The organism is uncultured Sphingomonas sp. (genome assembly GCF_913777625.1).
Classification (GTDB): Bacteria; Pseudomonadota; Alphaproteobacteria; order Sphingomonadales; family Sphingomonadaceae; genus Sphingomonas.
In genome coordinates, this window is record NZ_CAJYTI010000010.1 from 99245 (window position 1) to 118499 (window position 19255).

Genomic DNA, 19255 nt, shown 5'->3' on the forward strand with positions numbered 1-19255 from the left:
ACGGCCAGACCATGGGACTTGGCTGGGGGGAGGGGCGTCGAGGCATTGCTTCGGCGCCCCATTCCCGCAATAGCGCTGCGGTGCGCACGCTATTCTCCACCCTGCTCTACCAGCAGCCGCTGGGCGACGACGCCCTGATCGCCGATCTCGAAGCCTCGTGCCTGCAGCTGGCCGAGGACGACGTCGCCGGTCGCCGCTGGTGCCGCGAGAACCATTATCGCGGCTATACCAGCTATGCCTCGCTCGACGACCTGCCGATCCGCGATCCGGCCTTTGCGGACCTCAAGCGGCTGCTCGACAAGCATGTGGCGAAGTTCGCCGCGGCCTGCGCGTTCGACCTCGGCGGCCGCAAGCTCAAGCTCGACAGCCTGTGGGTCAACGTGCTCGATGGCAAGGGCGGGCACGGCGCGCATATCCATCCTCACAGCGTCGTGTCGGGCACCGTCTATGTCGCGCTCCCGGCGGGTGCGCGCGGGCTGAAGCTGGAGGATCCCCGCCTCGCCATGATGATGGCCGCGCCCACCCGCCTGCCGGACGCGCCGGAATCGCTCCAGCCCTTCATCGAGGTGGTGCCGGAACCGGGCACGGTGCTGCTCTGGGAAAGCTGGCTGCGCCACGAGGTGCCGCCCGGCAATGCCAAGGACAAGCGGATCAGCGTCAGCTTCAACTATCGCTGGTAAGGCCGATAGCGATTGGTTTGTGCGCCCCCAGCGCCTATGTTGCGGGCCAATGGCTAAGCACAGAACCAGCGCGGGGTTGCCCACGCGGCAGCAAATTCTCGATTTCATCGCATCGTCCAACACGCCCGCCGGCAAGCGCGAGATCGCCAAGGCGTTCGGGCTGAGCGCGCAGGACAAGATCCTGCTCAAGGCGCTCCTCAAGGACATGACCGACGAGGGGCTGATCGACGTCGCCCCCGGCCGTGCCTTCCACAAGATGGGCGGTCTGCCCAAGGTCACCGTACTGCGCATCACCGATGCGGACGGCGACACCACCTGGGCGGTGCCCGAGCGATGGGAGGCGGAGCATGTCCCCGCGCCGCGGCTGCGCGTCCGCGAGCTGCGCGGCAAGCGTTCGGCGCTGGGGGTGGGGGACCGCATCCTCGCCCGCACCGAAGAGGCCGGCAACGGCTGGATCGCGCATCCGATGAAGACCCTCGCCCGCGGCGAGGAGCTGATGCTCGGCGTCCTCCACGAGGAGGGCGGCCGGCTCTGGCTGCAGGGGGTGGAGAAGAAGGAGCGGCGCAGCTGGCCGGTCTCTGATGCCGGCGGCGCCGAGGTCGGGGACCTGGTGCTGGCCGAGAAGACCGGCCGCCCGCCGCGGATTACCGCCAAGGTGGTCGAGCGGCTCGGCGATCCGTTCGCGCCGCGCAGCTTCTCGCTGATCGCCATCCATCGCCACGGCATTCCCAACGTGTTTTCGGAAGAGCTGCTGGAAGAGGCCGAGCGTGTCGCCCGGCAGCCGCTGGGCGACGGGCGCGAGGATTTGCGCCATCTGCCGATCGTCGCGATCGACCCCGCCGACGCGCGCGACCATGACGACGCCGTCTGGGCGACGCCGGACGACGATCCCGCCAACGAGGGCGGCTGGAAGGCGATCGTGGCGATCGCCGACGTGTCCTTCTACGTCCGCCCCGGCTCGCAGCTCGATCGCGAGGCGCGCAAGCGGGGCAATTCGGTCTATTTCCCGGATCGCGTCGTGCCGATGCTGCCCGAGGTCCTCTCGGCGGACGTCTGCTCGCTGAAGGAAGGCGTCGATCGCGCGGCGCTAGCCTGCCATCTGCAGGTGACCAAAAGCGGCGCGCTCAAGAGCTGGCGCTTCACCCGCGCCGTGGTGCGGCTGGCGGCGAACATCGCATACGAGGACGCGCAGGCGGCGATCGACGGGACGCTCGAGCATCCGCTCACCGAAACCGCGCTCCGCCCGCTCTGGGATTGCTGGCACGCGCTCTATGCCGCGCGCGAGAAGCGCGAGCCGCTCGACCTCGACCTGCCCGAGCGCCGCATCGTGCTCGACGAGAAGGGCCGCATCCTCTCGGTCGCGCCGCGCGAGCGGCTCGATGCGCACAAGCTGATCGAGGATTACATGATCGCCGCCAACGTCGCCGCCGCCAAGGCGCTGGAGGCGAAGAAGACGCCGGTGATGTACCGCATCCACGAGCCGCCGGCGCGCGAGAAGCTCACCGCGCTCAAGGAATATCTCAAGACCTTCGAGGTCGAGTTCGCGCTCGGCCAGGTGATCCGCCCGGCGACGTTCAACCGCATCCTCGATCGCATCGGCGAAGAGGATTTCCGCCCGCAGGTGATGGAGCAGGTGCTGCGCACCCAGACCCAGGCCTATTACGGCCCGGAGAATCTCGGCCATTTCGGCCTGGCGCTCGGCTCCTATGCCCACTTCACCTCCCCGATCCGCCGCTATGCGGATCTCGTGGTGCACCGCGCGCTGGTCGAGGCCTATCGGCTGGGGCCGGGCGGGCTCACGCCGGAAGAGGCGGGCAGCATGGACCGCATCGGCGAGTCGATCAGCCAGCTCGAACGCCGCGCGATGGAGGCCGAGCGCGAGACGATCGACCGCTATGTCGCCGCCTATCTCGCCGCGCATGTCGGCGAGGTGATGGAGGCGCGGATCACCGGGGTGCAGAATTTCGGCTTCTTCGCGACAGTCGAAGGCGTGGGGGGCGACGGGCTGGTCGCCGCGCGCGACCTGGGCGCCGAATATTTCCACTATGACGAGGCCGGCAAGCGGCTGGTCGGCGAACATAGCGGCGAGGAATTCACCCTCGGCCAGCGGATCGAGCTGCGGCTGGTGGAGGCCAACCCTGTTTCGGGCGCACTGCGCTTCGAACTGCCCGACGGCAAGGGCTCGGCGGGGGGCGCGCAGCGCACCGGGCGGCCGGGCAAGGGCGCGCCCAAGCGGGTGATCCAGCGTCGCGGGCGGCCGGGCAACATCCGCCACCAGGGCCGCAAGCGCTGACGGGCGGACGGCGCGCGCTGCCAACGCTGTCTAAAGGCAGTGCAAAACCGGGCCGCGCGCGCTACAAGCGGGCGGAAGAGCATGTTGCAGTGCCGCACTATTCGCGAACAAGGAGTGTCGATGTCCAGCCGTCCGACGATCAAGGAAGTGTCGAAGATCGCCGGCGTGTCGTTCAAGACCGTCTCCCGGGTGCTCAACAATGAGAAGCATGTCAGCGAGGAGACGCGGCGCCGGGTCGAGGAAGTGGTGGCGCAGCTCAACTTCCGGCCCAGCCATGCGGCGCGCACGCTGGCCGGGCGGCGCTCGTTCCAGGTGGCGCTGCTCTACGACAATCCCAGCCCCTATTACGTCTTCCACATCCAGTCGGGCGCGCTGGAGCGCTGTCATGAGCTCGGCTACCGCCTGCTGATGCAGCCGCTGGAAAGCGCGGATCCGGGTCTGGTGCCGGATGTGCTGGCGCTGATCGACGAAGCGCATCTCGACGGGGTGATCCTGTCGCCGCCGCTCACCGAATTGCCCGAGCTGATCGAGGCGCTGGACAAGCGCAAGCTGCCCTATGTCCGCATCGCCCCCGGCCTGCGCAAGGGGCATGGACTGGCGACGACGATGGACGACGTGGCCGCCGCGCGGGAGATTACCCGCCATCTGATCGACCTCGGCCACCGCGCCATCGCCTTCATCAGCGGCCCGGAAAGCCATGTCTCCTCCGCCGATCGCCTCGCCGGCTATCGCCAGGCGCTGGAGGCCGGCGGGATCGCCTTCGATCCGGCGCTGGTGATTGCGGGCGATTACAGCTTCCAGTCGGGCGGCGCGGCAGCGCGGGCGCTGTTCGCGCGCGACCTGCGGCCGACGGCGATCTTCGCCGGCAATGACGACATGGCGGCGGGCGCGCTGGCGGCGGCGCACGAGGCGGACATCGCGGTGCCCCAGGCGCTGTCGATCGCGGGGTTCGACGATTCCGATCTGGCGCGCGCGGTGTGGCCGCCGCTCACCACCATCCGCCAGCCGGTGCGCGAACTCGCCTATGCGGCGGCGGACCTGATGCTGGCGGGCAATGCGGGCTCGCCGCAGGTGATGCTCGAACACGAACTCAAGGTCCGCGCGACCACGGGGCCCGTGCCGAAGGGCTGACTCCCATATGCGTATGGTTCCCTCGCCGGGCAGGGGAGGCGCAACTGGCCCAATACGCCGTCATTCCCGCGAAGGCGGGGATCCATTGGCGCTGATGCTGCGGTTCTTTCCCCCAGCGCACAGGCGAATGGATTCCCGCCTTCGCGGGAATGACGATCGCTTTTGCGTTGCCGCTCGCTCCTCGGCTGAAATGCGATTGCCTCGGCCTGCCTGAGGATATGCTCGCGCCCCATCCCGCGCTGGCACAGCGTTAACCATGGTTGCCGCTGGTCGAAATCGTAAACGGCGCGTTAACCTTGTGCCATGCCGCAGCCGCTTGCCGTTCGAGGCGCCCGCCGCCATCCCTTTCGCCGCCATGTGCGGCAGGTGGTCGCGCGCCAGCGCAAGGCGAGCGAGGACGGCGACGTGAAGCTCTTCGCCCTGAGCTTCACCGCCTTCTTCATCTGCTTCTACACGTTCCTGCTATAGGCCTGGGTCAGCGCGGGCAGATGTCGCGGCCGCGCGGGACGTCGCCTTCCTTGTGCAGCTTGCGCGCGCACCATGCCGAGGCGAGCGCCAGCACGGCCACCACCCACAGCGAATCCTCGACCCGCACGCCCGGGATCCGGGTGAAGCCGAAGATGCCGACCGACCCCAGCACCATCGCGCCCGAGTTGACGACGTTGTTCGCCGCCACCGTCCGCGCGGTCTGCGACTTTTCCACGGTGGTGGTGAGGAAGGCATAGAGCGGCACCACGAACATGCCGCCGGTGGTGGCGATCAGGATCAGGTCGCCCAGGGCGTGCCAGGCGGCGGGCATCTGGATGAAGGCCATGGTCTTGAGCAGCGGGCCGTCATGCACCGGCCAGTATTTGGCGGTGAAGTGGAAATCGACGACGAACGCCGTCATCGCCAGCACCGAGGGCACGCAGTAGCGCGCCGAGACATTGCCCTTGAGCAGCTTGTTGATGATCACCGATCCGATCGCGATGCCCACCGAGAAGATGCCGAGGAACACGCTCGCCACGTCCTTCTGGGCGTGGAACACGTTCTTGACCAGCGGCGGGAACAGCACGCCCAGCACCGCCGCGATCGACCAGAACACGCTGATCGAGACGATCGCCAGGAACAGCCGGCGGATGTGCATCGTCGCCGAGATCAGCCGGGCCGAGGCGCGGAAGATGTTGAGGTCGATTTCCAGATGCGTCAGCGGCGGTGCGGGCGGGATCTGCAGCGACGCCAGCCAGCCGACCAGCGCGACGCCGATCACCGCGAAGGCGGCGGCATGCGCGCTGATCAGGCCGCCGGCGATGGTGCCGCACAGGATCGCGACATAGGTACCCGCCTCGATCATCCCGGTGCCGCCCAGCACGTCGTCTTCCGCCAGATGCTGCGGCAGCACCGCATATTTGATCGGCCCGAAGAAGGTCGAGTGCACCCCCATGCCGACCAGCGCGACCAGCATCAGCGGCAGGCTCTTCAGGAAAATGCCGGTGGCGCCCACCAGCATGATGCCCACTTCGGCCGCCTTGATGATCCGCATGATCTTGGCCTTGTCATGCGTATCGGCGAGCTGCCCGGCAAGGGCGGAGAAGAGGAAGAACGGCAGGATGAAGATGCCGGTGGCGATCGCGCTGAACCGCGTCTCCTGCTCCACCGAGTTAAAAATCTGGTAGGTCGCGAAAAAGATCATCGCGTTCTTGAAGAGGTTGTCGTTGAACGCTCCCAGGAACTGCGTGATGAAAAGGGGCAGGAACCGGCGCTCCTTCATGAGCCCGAGCGCACCGATCATTCGATAAAAGCTCCCCTGCTGCGGTCTTCCGCATGGTGAGGGGTGGGCATACCGGGGGCGGGGCGCGGCTTCAATGGATTAATCGGGAGAGGATGGAGCGGCGGTGGAGAACATGTCGAGAGAAGCGGCGATGGACCCCGTCGCGGTGCCGCCGGGGTTGGCCGCCGCCGTCGCGGGGGGGCGCTGGTTTCGCGATACCGTGGGCGAATCCGGTTGCGCCGTGTTCCGGCTGGCGGGCGACGCGGGCGACGACCTCTATCTGAAGGCCGGGCGCGGTGCGCAGCTCGACGACCTCGTCGACGAGATGGTGCGGCTGCGCTGGCTGGCGGGCCGGCTGCCGGTGCCGCAGCTGCATGCCTTTCTGATCGAGGACGGCGCCGGCTGGCTGCTCACCGGCCGGATTCCGGGCCGGACAGCGTACCAGATCCTCGAAGCGGCACCCGAGCAGGCGCCCGCACTGGCCGAGTCGCTGGGGAAGTTTCTGCGTCGCCTGCACGATCTTCCGGCCGCGCGTTGCCCGTTCAACGCCGATCACCGGCTTCGGCTGGCGGCGGCGAAGGATCGGCTCGATGCCGGGCTGGTCGCGGAGGACGAATTCGACGAGGCGCGGCAGGGCATGTCGGCGCAGGCCGTGTGGGACGAGATGCTCGCCGCGCTGCCGCCGGCATTCGATCGGGTGGTGACGCATGGCGATTTCTCGCTCGACAATCTGTTCGTCGAAGGTGGCGCGGTCAGCGGCTGTATCGATCTGGGTCGCGTCGGCATCGCCGATCCGTGGCAGGATCTCGCCATCCTGTGGCATTCGCTGGCCGAATTCGGCGAGGAGGCGCCCCGGCGGATGCTGGCAGCCTATGGCACCGCGCTCGATCCGGCACAGCTCGACTTCCACCTGCGGCTCGACGAATTCTTCTGATCGTGTGGGGCTTTGGGCCTCCCTTGCGGCGTTTACCGGTGCTAGGGCATTGGCGATGTTGACGTTGCCGAACATTCTCACCTTGTCGCGCATCTTCGCGGTGCCGCTGCTGGTGGGCTTCCTGTGGTGGCCGCTCTGGGCGCCGGGATATGCCATCGCCTTCGCGCTCTACTGCCTGATGGGCATCACCGACTATTTCGACGGCTATCTCGCCCGCGCGCAGGGAACGGTGTCGAAGCTCGGCGTCTTCCTCGATCCGATCGCGGACAAAATCATGGTCGCGGCGGTGATCCTGATCCTGGCGGGCAAGGGGGTGATCGCCGACTGGCACGTCATCGCCGCGCTCGTGATCCTGCTGCGCGAAATCGCCGTGTCGGGCCTGCGCGAGTTTCTGGGGGGCATCCAGGTCTCGGTGCCGGTCTCGCGGCTCGCCAAGTGGAAGACGACGCTGCAGCTGGTCTCGCTGGGCGCGCTGATCCTGTCCGGCGCGCTGCCCGACTGGGGCTGGGTGCTGACGGCGGGGCTGGCCACGCTGTGGGGCGCGGCGGTGCTGACCGCGATCACCGGCTGGGACTATCTCCGCGTCGGCCTCAGTCACATGGACAGCTGATGGCGATCACGCTGCTCTATTTCGCCTGGGTGCGCGAGGCGGTAGGGACCGGCGAGGAGCAGGTCGATCCGCCCGAGGCGGTGCGCAACATCGCCGACCTGATCGACTGGCTGTCGCAGCGCAGCGACGGCCACGCCGCCGCCTTCGCCGAGCCGGCCAGACTGCGCGCGGCGATCGACCAGCGCTTCGTGCCGCTCGATGCGCTGCTGGGCAATGCCCGCGAGGTCGCGATCTTTCCGCCGGTGACGGGCGGATGATCCGCATCTCGGTCGATCCCGCGCCGATCGAACTGGGCGTCGAGGTCGCGGCGCTGGAGGAACGCGGCGCGGGCGGCGTTGCCACCTTCACGGGGGTGGTGCGCACCGACGACGGCGTCGAGGCGCTGGAGCTCGAACATTATCCCGGTATGACCGAGGCGGCGCTCTGCACGCTGGCCGAGGCGGCGATCGATCGCTGGAACCTGCTGGGCGTCACTCTTGTCCACCGCGTGGGGCGGATGACGGCGGGCGAGCGGATCGTCTTCGTCGGCACCGCGGCGGCGCACCGGCGCGAGGCGCTGGATGCCTGCGCCTATCTGATCGACCGGCTCAAGACCGATGCGCCCTTCTGGAAGCGCGAATGGCTGGCCGGCGGCACTCGCTGGGTGGAGCCGCGCGCGACCGATGCGGAGGCCGCTGCCGGCTGGGCGTAGGCGTACAGGATATTCCATGATATCTGTACGCGCATGACCAAGCCGATGAACCTCAACGTCCGAGTCTCCGGCCCCTTGAGCGACTTCGTCGCCCGCAATGTCGGCGAGGACGGGCTGTACGAGAATGTCAGCGAGTATGTCCGGGACCTGATCCGCCGTGACAAGGAACGGGTCGAGCGCGAGATGTTCGAGACGCTCAAGGCCGAGCTTCAGCACGCTTTCGCGACGCCGGACGAGGAGTATGTCTACGTCACCGCCGACGAGGTTTTGGAACGCAACCGCGCACGGCGCGCCGCACGATGAGCGGTGTCTTCATCGAGCCTGCCGCCGACCGTCGGCTCGATGAAATTTACGAATACACGGCCGATCAGTGGGGCGAGGACCAAGCGGACGCCTACATTCGCACGTTGTTCGAGCGATTTGGAGCGATTGCGGCCAAACGGGTTCCATGGCGCCCGCTACCGGCAGAATTCGGCGTTCCGCTATATTTCGCGCGAGCGGAGCACCACATCGTCTATTGGCGCGAGCGCGCGGACGGCGTGATCGGGATCGTCACCATCCTCCACGAGCGCATGCACCAGCTCGAACAGCTCCGCGCCGTCTGGGAGCCTTAACCGCGCGCCGCCGCCAGTACGTCCGCCAGCAGCCGGAAATCGCGTTCGCGCGGGGAGGCCTTGCGCCAGACCAGCGCGATGTTGCGCGAGGCATGGGCCGAATCCAGCGGCCGCGCCTTGACCGAGGTGTGCTCCAGAATCCCAGCGTCCACCGCCATCTCCGGCAGCATCGTCACGCCCAGCCCGTTGTCGACCATCTGCACCATGGTGTGGAGCGAGGTGCCGAGCATCATCGCCTCGGCGCGCAGTTCGGGGCGGTTGCAGGCGGCGAGGGCATGGTCCTTCAGGCAATGGCCGTCTTCCAGCATCAGCAGCCGCGTCTCGTCGATCGCATCCGGATGGATCGCGGGCGTCGGATCCATCTCGCCTTCGCGGAAGGCGACGAACAGCCGGTCGTCGAACAGCCGTGCGCTCTCCACGTCGCCGCAGGAGAAGGGGAGCGCCAGCAGCACGCAATCGGTGCGGCCATGGCTCAGTGCCTCGCAGGCCTGGCCGCTGGTCTCCTCGCGCAGATAGAGCTTGAGGTCGGGATATTGCTCGCGCAGCCGCGGCAGGATGCGCGGCAAGAGGAACGGCGCGATGGTGGGAATGACGCTCATCCGCATCTCGCCCGACAGCGGTCGACCGGCGGCGCGGGCGAGGTCGCCCAGCTCGTCCGCCTCGCGCAGCACGCGGCGGGCCTTCTCGACGATCCGCTCGCCCAGCGGCGTGAAGCGGACCACGCGGCGGGTCCGCTCGACCAGCACAACGCCGATCAGCGTCTCCAGCTCGCGGATACCGGCGGAGAGGGTCGACTGGGTGACGAAGCACGCCTCCGCCGCGCGGCCGAAATGGCCGGCGTCATGCAGCGCCACCAGATACTGCAGCTGCTTGAGGGTAGGGAGGTAGGTTTGCGCCACTGATCGCCTCTCTCGATGGTCGAGCGGGTATATAGTGACGTTTTCGAACATGGGAAGCGAATAGCCGCTCCCCCGATCGCACGCGGCGACCGGGGGAGCGCAGGGGCTCAGGCGGCAACAGCCTGAAGCTCTTCTTCCGGCAGGCGGATCATGTAGTCGAAGGCGGAGAGCGCCGCGGTCGAACCCGCGCCCATCGCGATCACGATCTGCTTGTACGGCACGGTGGTGCAGTCGCCCGCCGCGAAGATGCCGGGCTGGCTGGTCTCGCCGCGCGCGTCGATCTCGATTTCGCCGCGCTGGGTGAGCGCCACCGCGTCCTTCAGCCATTCGGTGTTCGGCACCAGACCGATCTGGACGAAGATGCCTTCCAGCGCGATGTCGTGCTCGGCACCGCTGTTGCGGTCCTTGTAGCTGAGGCCCGAGACCCTCTCGCCGTCGCCATTGACCTTGGTGGTCATGGCCGAGGTGAGGATCTTCACGTTCGGCAGGCTGGCCAGCTTGCGCTGCAGCACCGCGTCGGCGCGGAGCTGGCTGTCATATTCGATCAGCGTGACGTGCGCGACGATGCCGGCCAGGTCGATTGCGGCCTCGACGCCCGAGTTGCCGCCGCCGATCACCGCGACGCGCTTGCCCTTGAACAGCGGACCGTCGCAGTGCGGGCAATAGGCCACGCCCTTGTTCTTGTATTCGTTCTCGCCGGGCACGTTCATCTGCCGCCAGCGCGCGCCGGTGGAAAGGATGATCGCCTTGGCCTTCAGGCTCGCGCCGTTTGCCAGCACCACTTCGTGCAGGCCGCCTTCGCGCTTGGCCGGGATCAGCTTCTCGGCGCGCTGGAGGTTCATGACGTCGACGTCATAGTCCTTCACATGCTGCTCGAGCTGCGAGACCAGCTTCGGGCCTTCGGTGTGCGAGACCGAGATGAAGTTCTCGATGCCCATGGTGTCGAGCACCTGGCCGCCGAAGCGCTCGGCCGCGACGCCGACGCGGATGCCCTTGCGCGCGGTGTAGATCGCCGCCGCCGCGCCCGCCGGGCCGCCGCCGATGATCAGCACCTCGAACGGATCCTTCTGCTTGATCTTAGCGGCCGCGCGGGCTTCGGCGCCGGTGTCGATCTTGGCGACGATCTGCTCCAGGTCCATCCGGCCCGAGGCGAAGGGTTCGCCGTTCAGGTAGACGGTCGGCACGGCCATGACCTTGCGGGCCTCGACCTCTTCCTTGAACAGCGCGCCGTCGATCGCGGTGTGGCGGATATTGGGGTTGAGCACCGCCATCAGGTTCAGCGCCTGCACCACGTCCGGGCAGTTCTGGCACGACAGCGAGAAATAGGTCTCGAAAGTGAAGTCACCCTCGATGTTGCGGACCTGCTCGATCAGTTCCTGCGCCGCCTTGCTCGGGTGGCCGCCGACCTGGAGCAGGGCGAGCACCAGCGAGGTGAACTCATGCCCCATCGGAATGCCGGCGAAGCGCACGCCGATATCGGTGCCCTTGCGGCGGATCAGGAAGCTCGGCTTGCGGGAGTCGTCGGCGCGGACGAGGTCGATCTTGTCGGAAAGCGCGGCGATCGCCGCCAGCAGTTCGCCCAGCTCGCGCGACTTGGCGTCTTCGCCCAGGCTGGCGACGAGCTCGATCGGCTCGCGGATGTTCACGAGATAGCCCTTGAGCTGCTGCGTCAGGTTGGCGTCGAGCATGGGAAAACTCCTGTATCTTCTACTAAAACGGCCCGGAGCGGAGGGGGGATCCGCTCCGGGCCGAAACCGGCGCCCGCGTTGGGGGGGGGGCAGGGGCGGGCGCCGTAGTCTTCAATCCTCCGGAGAGGACCGATGGTTAGATCTTGCCGACCAGGTCGAGCGACGGCGCGAGGGTCTCGGCGCCTTCTTCCCACTTGGCGGGGCAGACTTCGCCCGGGTGGGCGGCGACATACTGCGCGGCCTTGATCTTGCGGAGCAGTTCCTGGGCGTTGCGGCCAACGCCTTCCGAAGTGATCTCCATGATCTGGATCACGCCGTCCGGATCGACCACGAAGGTGCCGCGATCGGCCAGGCCCTGGCCCGCACGCAGAACGTCGAAGTTGTTCGAGATGGTGTGGTTCTGGTCGCCCAGCATGTAGTAGTTGATCTTGCCGATCGCGGGCGAGGTGTCGTGCCACGCCTTGTGGCTGAAGTGGGTGTCGGTCGAGACCGAATAGACTTCAACGCCCATGCCCTGCAGGGTCGGGTAGATATCGGCCAGGTCTTCCAGTTCGGTCGGGCACACGAAGGTGAAGTCCGCCGGGTAGAAGAAGAAGACCGCCCACTTGCCCTTCACGTCGGCGTCGGTGACTTCGACGAACTTGCCTTCCTTGTAGGCCTGTGCGGTGAACGGCTTGATGGTGCTGCCGATAAGAGCCATGATTCTTGTTCCTCCAGAACGGGGGTTGCTGTTGCGAAGCCGGATATAGGCCCGCCAGCCATGTCTGTGAAATTGGAAGACCCGCTTGGGGTGATCGAGTTTTCCACTGAGTGCGGCGTAATTGATCGATTGACGCGGGGGATGCGACGGGACGCGAAGCGATTACGCAGGCGGAGGTGGGCCGGAAAGCGGCACCGTGAAGGTGCTGCTCGAGTCGGGTGCGCTGATCCTTCGCGGGGCGATCCGCCGCCGCTATCCCCGTGCTGGTCTGACGGAAGTCCGTGCGGACGCCGGGGTGCTGCGGCTTCGCTGCGAAGGGGAGGTGGTGGCACTGCACCTGGGCAAGCCGGCCGCGGGAGCGCTGGCGCATGGCGATCCTCAAGCCGCTCCCGACGTTCGGCAGCGTCTGCCGATCTGGGCGGTCTATCCCAAGGGAAAGGCGGCGGCGTTCGGCGACGGGGCGATCCGGACCGCGTCGCGGTCCGCCGGTTATCGCGACAGCAAGTCCTGTTCGGTGTCGGCGCTGCGTACCGCGACCCGGTATCACCCCGCGCGCGGATAGCTTCTTACAGCGTGGGGGACAATTCGGCGGCGACCGGATAGGGGGCCAGATCCGCTTCGGCAACGTCGGCCGGTGCGGCGACGGCAAGGCGCGACCTGCGTGCGTCCGCCCGCTCGATCCATGCCCGGACGGCGGCGCGGGCAGGCGCTTCGACCCAGCGATAGGTCAGCAGCGCGCAAAGGACGACGACGCCCAGCACCACGAACGCCATCACGTCCGGCGCGAAGGCGAGGACCTTGATCGTGCCGTCGGAGCCGAAGCTGCTTTCCACCAGCGGCAGGTTCAACCGGCGCCCGATCAGGGTCAGCACATCGAGTCCGCGGGCGATCACCAGCGTGTGGATCATGTAGATCGAATAGGAGAGCGTGCCCAGGAGCAGGAACGGGCGCAGCGTGAGCAGGCGGCTGACGATGCCGCGTTCGGCGGCAAACAGGAGCACGGCGGCTGTGAACAGGAGCGGGGCGGCCAGCGGCACCATGCCGGAGGCGACCATCGCGCAGGCGCCGATCGCCACGGCAAGTTCCAGGGCGCTTGCCTTGAGGAAGCCGATCGCGGGCATCGCCATCCTCGCGAACAGCTGCCACGCCAGCATGCCCAGCGAGAAACCGAAGACGCAGCGGGCAAAGGCATAGGGCGTCGCGGGATTCCACGCTTCACCGCCGCCGAGGGCGAGAAGGCTGGCCGATCCCAGCGCCAGCGCGGCCATGATGTACGGCGCTCGCGTCGGTGCGGCGCGGAGGACGAGCGCCATCAGCAGATAGGTCCATACTTCGGCGGCGATGCTCCAGCTCGGCCCGTTCCACACGATCGAGGGAAACCCGCTGAAGATCTGCACCAGCGCCAGCGCGCTTGCCAGTTCGGGCAGGGTGCGGGGCTCGGAAAACGGCACGCGCGCGCTCAGGCCGGCGGTGCCGATCAGCAGGCCGCCGATTTCCATCACGACGAAGGCGATCAGCACCAATGCGTGCAGCGGATAGACTCGGCCCAGACGCAGCAGTAGGAAGCGGCGGACCGAATAGCCGCTGCGAAGCTTGTCCAGATAGCCGCACCCGATGACGAACCCGCTCAGGACAAAGAAGAAGTCGACAAACAGCCAGCTGTTTCGGATCAGGTGGGAGTTGTTGATGACGCCGGTCGTGCGAAGATGGAAGAACACGATCATGCAGGCACATATGCCGCGCAGGCTATCGAGTGCCAGGAACCGGTGTCGGTTCTTCGCTACGCCTGCGGGGGCGCCTGCATCGTTCCCCATTAAAACTACCCCCGATTACGCTATTCTTTAACCATGAAAACTGCACCGTTTCCATAGCTTAGCTTGGGTGGTTTATCGAGGGTGCGTTTACAATGGCGCGCATCCCCAAGAACTGCGATCTGCCCCGATCTGGGACAGGGTGCAAAATTGCAAGTAATTGTAATAGGATGTCTTTAAAACAATTTTGGGGCGATCTGGAGATGCTGCGGTGCCGCCTGGTGGCGCTGTGCCTTCATGCCAGCGCGCGGTAGAGACTGAAGGCGCTGGTCGCGGTGAGCACAACGCCGACCATGCTCAGCAACAGCCGTACCGGCATGCGCTTGGCGAACATCGCCCCGAAGGGCGCCGCGACCACGCCGCCGATCAGCAGCCCCAGCACCGGATGCCAGAAATCCGGGGTGAAGCCCTGCGCGCCGATATGGAACAGGAAGGTCGCCGAGATCGTCATCGTCAGGAAGAATTCGGTGGTGTTGACCGTGCCGATCGTGGTGCGCGGCTGCGCGCCCTGGACGAGGAGGTTGCTCGTCACCACCGGCCCCCAACCGCCGCCGCCCGCGGCATCGAGGAAGCCGCCGGCCAGCCCCAGCGGCTCGACGATCTTCGGCTCCTTGTGCTGGGGCGCGAAGCGGATCGCGCGGAACAGCAGGTACAGGCCGATCGCCGAGAGATAGGCCATCACGAAGGGCCGCGTCACCGAGGCGTCGAACGTGGTCAGCACATAGGCGCCGAGCACGCCGCCGATCATGCCGGGTATCAGCAGCCGCGCGAACAGCCGCCAGTTGACGTTGCGGTGGAGGACATGACTGAGGCCCGAGACGCCGGTGGTCATCGTCTCAACCAGATGCACGCCGGCAGAGGCGGTGGCGGGCGGAATGCCCAGCACGCTCACCAGCAGCGTGCTGGAAATGACGCCGAACGCCATGCCCAGCGCCCCGTCCACCAACTGGGCGGCGAAACCGACCGCGACATAGGGCAACATCTCGGCGAGCGTAATTCCTGCGAACATCCATGCCCCTGTTGCGATGGCTCGGCCGGAGGAAATGGCCGCTCTCGCTAAATCCTACAAGCCCGATCGTGTATTGCCGGACCGACGGCGTGCTGGGGGAACGCTGGAAATCCCGTGGGTGTCCCCCTATTTCGGGGGCGATAAAAGGGGTCCGGCCATGTTCCAGCGTCTGAAGGGCTATCTCGATTCGATCCGCGGGCGCGATCCCGCGCCGCGGAGCCGGCTGGAGATTCTGCTGTATCCGGGCGTGTGGGCGCTGGGCTATCACCGCATCGCCCATGCGCTGTTCCGCCGGCGCTTCTTCTTCCTCGCCCGGCTGGTCAATCACTGGTCGCGCTGGATGACCGCGATCGATATCCATCCGGGTGCGACGATCGGCCGCAACTTCTTCATCGACCATGGCTTCGTCGTGATCGGCGAGACCGCGCTGATCGGCGACAACGTCACGATCTACCAGTGCGTGACGCTGGGCGGCACCAGCCCCGACAATGGCGTGGGCGGCAAGCGCCACCCGACCCTGCTCGACGGGGTGATCATCGGATCGGGCGCGCAGGTGCTCGGGCCGATCACGGTGGGCGAGCGGGCGCGGATCGGCGCCAACGCCGTCGTCACCAAGGATGTCGTGCCCGGCGCGGTGATGGTCGGCATCCCGGCCAAGCCGACGCTCGTCGAGGCGGTGGCCTGGCAGAAGGATTTCGTGCCCTATGGCACGCCGTGCAGCGACGTGTCCGATCCCTCGGCCCAGAAGCTCGAAGGGATGCGGTGCGAGATCGAGACGCTGCGCAAGCGGCTCGACGCGATGATCGCCGAACGGGACGCCATGCTCGATCGCCGCGACCGGGCCTGATGGGAACCGTCACCCCGCTGCCGATCAGTCGCCCCGGACAAGTCGGTTTCGACCGCCTGGAGCTCAATCGCATCCTCGATCTCTACGGTCGCATGGTCGCCGCCGGGCATTGGCGCGACTATGCGATGCAGTTCGAGAAGGATGTCGCGGTGTTCGCCGCCTTCCGCCGCGCCGCCGAGCGGCCGGAATATCGGATCGAGAAGCGCCCGAGCCTGCGCAATCGCCAGGGCATGTGGGCGCTGATCAACGAAAGCGGCGCGGTGCTCAAGCGCGGACAGGAGCTGGGGCCGGTGCTGGCCCCGGTCGAGCGCCGGCTGATGAAGCTCGTCGAGGAATAAGATCCTCCCCTGCCAGGGGGAGGTGTCGCCGAAGGCGACGGAGGGGGAGGACGCCGAACCCGATCGGTCTGGCATCCTCCCCCTCCGACCCGCTGCGCGGGCCACCTCCCCCTGGCGGGGGAGGATGCACAGCAGCGTTACGCCAGCGCCCCCTGCTGCGTCGGCGGCAGGCGACGGGCGAAGTCGCCGAGCACCCCCACCGCCGCGCGGCGCATCGGGTGCCAGAAGGCGGAGAGCGTCAGCAGCGCCGATCCGATGACCAGGCCGGTGAACGCCGCGCTCAGCTCCACCGATCCGCTCTGGTGGAACAGCGAGTAGAGCGCCCACAGCACATAAGCGAGGCTGGAGACGAGCAGCGCCCGCCGGTCCACCGCCAGCGCGACGAAGGCGAAGAACAGATAGAGCGCGAACACCAAGGCCGCCATCGGCATGCCGATCTCGCCGTCGAACACGCCGAGCATGTGGAACACCGGGTGCGCGATCAGCGGGGCGGCGGCGAGGTGCAGCCAGAAGGCGACATCCGAGCGGCGGGTGCGGCGCTCCAGATCGGTCATGTCCCAGCGCATCGCGGCGAGGAAGGTGCCGACCCCGCCGACCAGCAGGATCGCGTTCACCCAGTCCCTGGCGGCGGGAATCAGCGAGGTGATCAGGCCGACCGAGACGCCGACCACGGCGAGCGCGCCCGCCGCGACGGTGATCGGCACCATGAAGCGGCGCCAGTGCACCCATGCGGCGACGGCCGTGAGCGTGCCGGCAATGGCGGCGATCACCCCCGCGATCCGCTCGCGCTGCGGTTCGGTGGTGATGTGGAGGGCGGTTTCGATCCACGGAATGTTGATCACGATCAGCCCGGCGATCGTCGCCCCGGCGCCGCCGACAAAGCCGAGCAGCAGCAGGATCGAGGGCAGGGCGAGCCGCTTGCGCGCGGTGAAATACTCCGCGAGCATCCAGCTGGTTGCTGCCACCGCCGCGCCGCCGCCGATCAGGTTGGCGCCGACGATGCGCGGCTCGGGGCCGCTGCCGACCAGCGCCTGGACCAGGCTGCCGCCCAGCTTGCCGATCGCCAGCAGGATCAGCGCCGCCGCGATGGTGACGAAGATGTCGTTGAACCCGCTCAGCAGCCGGAAATGCTCTTCATCCACCGCCGGGGTCGCCCGGCTTGCGGCAACATGGTTGCGGAACGCCGTCGCGGCCTCGGGGGTGAGTGCCCCCGCCTCCACGGCGCTCGCCAGTTCGCTTTCGCTGTACATCGGCCATCCTCCTTCGAAGCGAGGAAGATGACACAAGTGTGTTGCTGAGGCAATACGGTATGGCGCCTTAGGGCCTGTGCTGCAACCTGCTGAGGATCGCCATGGTCTGCTCGGCGCCCGAGCCGGGGACGATCTCGCCGGTCCGGTCGATGATCTGCGCCCATTGCGCGGCGACCGCCTCGGGCGTGCCCTCGGTCAGCACCGCCCCCGGCGTGAGGGTGATGTAGGCGGCCTGCACCACGCCCGCGCCCGCGCCGACGATCATGTTGCTCGGCGCGCCTTCGGAGACGAGGAACAGCGCGGCGGGCGCGACGTGTTCGGGCGCGAAGGCGGCGAAAGCGGCCTCGGGGAACAGTCCCTCGGTCATCCGCGTGCCCGCGACCGGCGCGATGGTGTTGACCCGGATGTCGTGCTTGGCGCCCTCCAGGTGCAGCGTCTTGGTGAGGCCGGCGAGGCCGAGCTTCGCGGCGCCGTAATTCGCCTGACCGAAATTGCCGAACAGCCCGGTGGAAGAGGCGGTCATCAGGATGCGGCCATAGCCCTGTTCGCGCATCGTCTCCCACACCGCCTTGGTGGCGTTGGCCGAACCGATCAGATGCACGTCGACGACGAAGGCGAAATCCTCGGGCGTCATCTTGGCGAAGCTCTTGTCGCGCAGCACCCCGGCATTGTTGATGAGGATGTCGATCCGGCCCCAGCGCGCCTTGGCGGCCTCTGCCATCGCGACCATCGCCGCGGCATCGGTGACGCTGCCGCCATTGGCGATCGCCTCGCCGCCCAGCGCCTCGATTTCGGCGACCACGGCGCGCGCCGCATCGGAATGGCCGGCGCCGTCGCGGCTGCTGCCGAGATCGTTGACCACCACCTTGGCGCCGCGTCGGGCGAGCTCCAGCGCATAGGCGCGGCCGATCCCGCCGCCGGCACCGGTGACGATGGCGACGCGCGCGTCGAAGCGGATGGTCATGAAAAAGCTCTCCTGCAACCTGTCGTTGCGGAGAGCCTAGGGGAGGCAGCCGGCGCTGCCAATCCGGTCTCCCCTCCCGCAGGGGGAGGGGAGCCGAACACAAGGGTGTTACTTGCCGCCGCGCTGGCGACAATGGTCCTTCACGGTCCGCGAGCAGGGCGGGTAGCTGCCCGGATCGGCGGGCGGCGGCGGGGCGGCCATCGGCGCCGACGGGGCTGCAGCATCGGCCGGCGGCGGCGGGGGCGGTGCGCCCGGAGCCATCGCGGTGCCCGGCGGCGGGGGTGGCGGCGGGGCCATGCCTGCGCCCGGCGGGGGCGGCGGCGGTGGCGGCGGGGAGGCGGTGCCTGCGCCGGTGGTGCCGGCCATCGGGGCCGGGGGCGGCGGGGCGGCCGGATCGGTCTGCGGCGTGGTCTGGCCCGGCATCGGCGGCTGGGCCTGGGTCTGATCCTGCGGGGTCGGTGCCGGCATGTCCTGCGCGATGGCAGTGCCGCTCAGTGCGAGCGCCGAGGCGAGAAGTATCCACTTCATTGGTGCACTCCTTACTTCATCAATTGCCGAGGTGCGAACGTCCGCGAGGTGCGTTTTGTTGCACCGACATTTCTGGCAAGCTTGATTCTGCAAGGGGTTGGCGGGACGCGGCGAAGGCGGCATCGCCTGCCTTCGCCGCTCCGGATCAGGCGGCGATCAGTGGCTGCCGCGCTGGATGCATTCGTCGGTCTGGCCCTTCTTGCAGACCGGATAGTGGGCGCGCGGTGCCGGCGGCGGGAAGGCCTCGCTCGGCGTCAGCGTGCTCGGCTGGAAGATCACCTTGTCCCCCGGCTGCGGCGCGCCGTTCACCCACATGGTGGCGGGCGCATAGCCGCCGGGCTGGCTGACGGTGGTCATCGTGGCTGGGGGGGTCTGGGCAAGGGCCGGGCTGGCGAGCGTCAACGCGGCTGCAAGTGCAATCAGCTTCATTCGCTGTCTCCTGCAAAGCTACACGGGTGTGCATGTCCACACCCGGTTTGCAGAACGAAACGATCGCTGAAAGTTTCCACAAAAACCGC

Annotated in this window: 23 protein-coding genes; 13 read left to right on the plus strand and 10 right to left on the minus strand. The window is 67.6% G+C overall.

Annotation, left to right across the window (positions count from 1 at the left end; all coding sequences use genetic code 11):
* The first annotated feature begins 80 nt into the window (after positions 1 to 80).
* The 4 genes from QZ814_RS05560 to QZ814_RS05575 all read left to right on the plus strand — a co-directional run bounded on the left by QZ814_RS05560 (position 81) and on the right by QZ814_RS05575 (position 4572).
* The gene (locus QZ814_RS05560) at positions 81 to 680 is read left to right on the plus strand and encodes a TIGR02466 family protein (protein ID WP_294330090.1); all 600 of its coding nucleotides are present in this window, start codon (positions 81 to 83) and stop codon (positions 678 to 680) included.
* Positions 681 to 729: 49 nt separating this feature from the next.
* Positions 730 to 2973, plus strand: a complete 2244-nt coding sequence (gene rnr, locus QZ814_RS05565; protein ID WP_294330091.1) for a ribonuclease R — start codon at positions 730 to 732, stop codon at positions 2971 to 2973.
* Positions 2974 to 3093: 120 nt separating this feature from the next.
* The gene (locus QZ814_RS05570) at positions 3094 to 4104 is read left to right on the plus strand and encodes a LacI family DNA-binding transcriptional regulator (protein ID WP_294330092.1); all 1011 of its coding nucleotides are present in this window, start codon (positions 3094 to 3096) and stop codon (positions 4102 to 4104) included.
* Between the two features lie 303 nt (positions 4105 to 4407).
* Positions 4408 to 4572, plus strand: a complete 165-nt coding sequence (locus QZ814_RS05575) for a hypothetical protein (protein ID WP_294330093.1) — start codon at positions 4408 to 4410, stop codon at positions 4570 to 4572.
* Positions 4573 to 4579: 7 nt separating this feature from the next.
* Here the strand turns inward: QZ814_RS05575 and QZ814_RS05580 are convergent, their stop codons facing one another.
* Positions 4580 to 5875 carry an MFS transporter gene (locus QZ814_RS05580; RefSeq protein ID WP_294330094.1) on the minus strand — a complete coding sequence of 432 codons (1296 nt, stop codon included), beginning with the start codon at positions 5873 to 5875 and terminating at the stop codon, positions 4580 to 4582.
* A gap of 112 nt (positions 5876 to 5987) precedes the next feature.
* On the opposite strand from QZ814_RS05580, the gene QZ814_RS05585 reads away from it, so the two are divergent.
* Genes QZ814_RS05585 through QZ814_RS05610 form a run of 6 tightly spaced genes read left to right on the plus strand, consistent with a single transcriptional unit; the run spans position 5988 to position 8703 of the window.
* Positions 5988 to 6788, plus strand: a complete 801-nt coding sequence (locus QZ814_RS05585) for an APH(3') family aminoglycoside O-phosphotransferase (protein ID WP_294330095.1) — start codon at positions 5988 to 5990, stop codon at positions 6786 to 6788.
* A gap of 55 nt (positions 6789 to 6843) precedes the next feature.
* The gene (gene pgsA, locus QZ814_RS05590; protein WP_294330096.1) at positions 6844 to 7398 is read left to right on the plus strand and encodes a CDP-diacylglycerol--glycerol-3-phosphate 3-phosphatidyltransferase; all 555 of its coding nucleotides are present in this window, start codon (positions 6844 to 6846) and stop codon (positions 7396 to 7398) included.
* Positions 7398 to 7655 (plus strand): molybdopterin converting factor subunit 1, encoded by a 258-nt coding sequence (gene moaD, locus QZ814_RS05595; RefSeq protein ID WP_294330097.1) that lies wholly within the window; start codon positions 7398 to 7400, stop codon positions 7653 to 7655. The genes pgsA and moaD overlap by 1 nt, the downstream gene beginning before the upstream one ends.
* On the plus strand, positions 7652 to 8089 hold the full coding sequence (locus tag QZ814_RS05600; protein WP_294330098.1) for a molybdenum cofactor biosynthesis protein MoaE: 438 nt from the start codon (positions 7652 to 7654) through the stop codon (positions 8087 to 8089). The genes moaD and QZ814_RS05600 overlap by 4 nt, the downstream gene beginning before the upstream one ends.
* 33 nt (positions 8090 to 8122) lie before the next feature.
* A complete protein-coding gene (locus QZ814_RS05605) occupies positions 8123 to 8392 on the plus strand; it encodes an addiction module antitoxin (RefSeq protein WP_294330099.1) in 270 nt (89 codons plus the stop codon).
* The gene (locus tag QZ814_RS05610; protein WP_294330100.1) at positions 8389 to 8703 is read left to right on the plus strand and encodes a type II toxin-antitoxin system RelE/ParE family toxin; all 315 of its coding nucleotides are present in this window, start codon (positions 8389 to 8391) and stop codon (positions 8701 to 8703) included. The genes QZ814_RS05605 and QZ814_RS05610 overlap by 4 nt, the downstream gene beginning before the upstream one ends.
* Here the strand turns inward: QZ814_RS05610 and QZ814_RS05615 are convergent.
* The 3 genes from QZ814_RS05615 to ahpC form a co-directional block, all read right to left on the minus strand.
* Entirely contained in the window at positions 8700 to 9602 is a 903-nt protein-coding gene (locus QZ814_RS05615) for a hydrogen peroxide-inducible genes activator (protein ID WP_294330101.1), read from the minus strand. The genes QZ814_RS05610 and QZ814_RS05615 overlap by 4 nt on opposite strands.
* A 107-nt stretch (positions 9603 to 9709) precedes the next feature.
* Positions 9710 to 11290, minus strand: coding sequence for an alkyl hydroperoxide reductase subunit F (gene ahpF / locus QZ814_RS05620; RefSeq protein WP_294330102.1), 1581 nt, complete (start codon positions 11288 to 11290; stop codon positions 9710 to 9712).
* Positions 11291 to 11426: 136 nt separating this feature from the next.
* Complete coding sequence (ahpC, locus tag QZ814_RS05625; protein WP_093298686.1) at positions 11427 to 11990, minus strand: alkyl hydroperoxide reductase subunit C; 564 nt, start codon at positions 11988 to 11990, stop codon at positions 11427 to 11429.
* Positions 11991 to 12186: 196 nt separating this feature from the next.
* Here ahpC and QZ814_RS05630 point away from each other — a divergent pair, with 196 nt between their 5' ends.
* Positions 12187 to 12552: a hypothetical protein gene (locus QZ814_RS05630; protein WP_294330103.1), complete on the plus strand. Its 366-nt coding sequence runs from the start codon at positions 12187 to 12189 to the stop codon at positions 12550 to 12552.
* Between the two features lie 4 nt (positions 12553 to 12556).
* On the opposite strand, the gene QZ814_RS05635 is transcribed toward QZ814_RS05630, so the two are convergent.
* Positions 12557 to 13804, minus strand: a complete 1248-nt coding sequence (locus QZ814_RS05635) for an acyltransferase (RefSeq protein ID WP_294330104.1) — start codon at positions 13802 to 13804, stop codon at positions 12557 to 12559.
* Positions 13805 to 14036: 232 nt separating this feature from the next.
* Positions 14037 to 14810: a sulfite exporter TauE/SafE family protein gene (locus tag QZ814_RS05640; RefSeq protein ID WP_294330105.1), complete on the minus strand. Its 774-nt coding sequence runs from the start codon at positions 14808 to 14810 to the stop codon at positions 14037 to 14039.
* A 157-nt stretch (positions 14811 to 14967) separates the two neighbouring features.
* Between QZ814_RS05640 and epsC the strand changes: the two genes are divergently transcribed.
* The gene (gene epsC / locus QZ814_RS05645; RefSeq protein ID WP_294330106.1) at positions 14968 to 15657 is read left to right on the plus strand and encodes a serine O-acetyltransferase EpsC; all 690 of its coding nucleotides are present in this window, start codon (positions 14968 to 14970) and stop codon (positions 15655 to 15657) included.
* Positions 15657 to 15995 (plus strand): DUF2794 domain-containing protein, encoded by a 339-nt coding sequence (locus QZ814_RS05650; RefSeq protein ID WP_294330107.1) that lies wholly within the window; start codon positions 15657 to 15659, stop codon positions 15993 to 15995. Before epsC ends, QZ814_RS05650 begins: the two co-directional genes overlap by 1 nt.
* A gap of 137 nt (positions 15996 to 16132) precedes the next feature.
* Here the strand turns inward: QZ814_RS05650 and QZ814_RS05655 are convergent, their stop codons facing one another.
* From QZ814_RS05655 to QZ814_RS05670, 4 genes are all read right to left on the minus strand, one after another.
* Positions 16133 to 17245 (minus strand): hypothetical protein, encoded by a 1113-nt coding sequence (locus tag QZ814_RS05655; protein WP_294330108.1) that lies wholly within the window; start codon positions 17243 to 17245, stop codon positions 16133 to 16135.
* A gap of 67 nt (positions 17246 to 17312) precedes the next feature.
* Positions 17313 to 18209, minus strand: a complete 897-nt coding sequence (locus QZ814_RS05660; protein ID WP_294330109.1) for an SDR family NAD(P)-dependent oxidoreductase — start codon at positions 18207 to 18209, stop codon at positions 17313 to 17315.
* Positions 18210 to 18317: 108 nt separating this feature from the next.
* Positions 18318 to 18737: a Fe-S oxidoreductase gene (locus QZ814_RS05665; RefSeq protein ID WP_294330110.1), complete on the minus strand. Its 420-nt coding sequence runs from the start codon at positions 18735 to 18737 to the stop codon at positions 18318 to 18320.
* A 156-nt stretch (positions 18738 to 18893) separates the two neighbouring features.
* On the minus strand, positions 18894 to 19166 hold the full coding sequence (locus QZ814_RS05670) for a hypothetical protein (RefSeq protein WP_294330111.1): 273 nt from the start codon (positions 19164 to 19166) through the stop codon (positions 18894 to 18896).
* Between the last annotated feature and the right edge of the window lie 89 nt (positions 19167 to 19255).

What these genes read in the sequence shown, in the direction of transcription:
- pgsA (WP_294330096.1), top strand. Translation starts at nt 6,844, where the DNA reads ATGTTGACGTTGCCGAACATTCTCACCTTGTCGCGCATCTTCGCGGTG.
- QZ814_RS05635 (WP_294330104.1), bottom strand. Translation starts at nt 13,804, where the DNA reads ATGGGGAACGATGCAGGCGCCCCCGCAGGCGTAGCGAAGAACCGACAC.
- ahpC (WP_093298686.1), bottom strand. Translation starts at nt 11,990, where the DNA reads ATGGCTCTTATCGGCAGCACCATCAAGCCGTTCACCGCACAGGCCTAC.
- QZ814_RS05600 (WP_294330098.1), top strand. Translation starts at nt 7,652, where the DNA reads ATGATCCGCATCTCGGTCGATCCCGCGCCGATCGAACTGGGCGTCGAG.
- QZ814_RS05655 (WP_294330108.1), bottom strand. Translation starts at nt 17,245, where the DNA reads ATGTACAGCGAAAGCGAACTGGCGAGCGCCGTGGAGGCGGGGGCACTC.
- QZ814_RS05650 (WP_294330107.1), top strand. Translation starts at nt 15,657, where the DNA reads ATGGGAACCGTCACCCCGCTGCCGATCAGTCGCCCCGGACAAGTCGGT.
- moaD (WP_294330097.1), top strand. Translation starts at nt 7,398, where the DNA reads ATGGCGATCACGCTGCTCTATTTCGCCTGGGTGCGCGAGGCGGTAGGG.
- QZ814_RS05575 (WP_294330093.1), top strand. Translation starts at nt 4,408, where the DNA reads ATGCCGCAGCCGCTTGCCGTTCGAGGCGCCCGCCGCCATCCCTTTCGC.
- QZ814_RS05670 (WP_294330111.1), bottom strand. Translation starts at nt 19,166, where the DNA reads ATGAAGCTGATTGCACTTGCAGCCGCGTTGACGCTCGCCAGCCCGGCC.
- QZ814_RS05585 (WP_294330095.1), top strand. Translation starts at nt 5,988, where the DNA reads ATGTCGAGAGAAGCGGCGATGGACCCCGTCGCGGTGCCGCCGGGGTTG.
- QZ814_RS05660 (WP_294330109.1), bottom strand. Translation starts at nt 18,209, where the DNA reads ATGACCATCCGCTTCGACGCGCGCGTCGCCATCGTCACCGGTGCCGGC.
- QZ814_RS05570 (WP_294330092.1), top strand. Translation starts at nt 3,094, where the DNA reads ATGTCCAGCCGTCCGACGATCAAGGAAGTGTCGAAGATCGCCGGCGTG.
- QZ814_RS05640 (WP_294330105.1), bottom strand. Translation starts at nt 14,810, where the DNA reads ATGTTCGCAGGAATTACGCTCGCCGAGATGTTGCCCTATGTCGCGGTC.
- QZ814_RS05580 (WP_294330094.1), bottom strand. Translation starts at nt 5,875, where the DNA reads ATGATCGGTGCGCTCGGGCTCATGAAGGAGCGCCGGTTCCTGCCCCTT.
- ahpF (WP_294330102.1), bottom strand. Translation starts at nt 11,290, where the DNA reads ATGCTCGACGCCAACCTGACGCAGCAGCTCAAGGGCTATCTCGTGAAC.
- QZ814_RS05605 (WP_294330099.1), top strand. Translation starts at nt 8,123, where the DNA reads ATGACCAAGCCGATGAACCTCAACGTCCGAGTCTCCGGCCCCTTGAGC.
- epsC (WP_294330106.1), top strand. Translation starts at nt 14,968, where the DNA reads ATGTTCCAGCGTCTGAAGGGCTATCTCGATTCGATCCGCGGGCGCGAT.
- rnr (WP_294330091.1), top strand. Translation starts at nt 730, where the DNA reads ATGGCTAAGCACAGAACCAGCGCGGGGTTGCCCACGCGGCAGCAAATT.
- QZ814_RS05610 (WP_294330100.1), top strand. Translation starts at nt 8,389, where the DNA reads ATGAGCGGTGTCTTCATCGAGCCTGCCGCCGACCGTCGGCTCGATGAA.
- QZ814_RS05665 (WP_294330110.1), bottom strand. Translation starts at nt 18,737, where the DNA reads ATGAAGTGGATACTTCTCGCCTCGGCGCTCGCACTGAGCGGCACTGCC.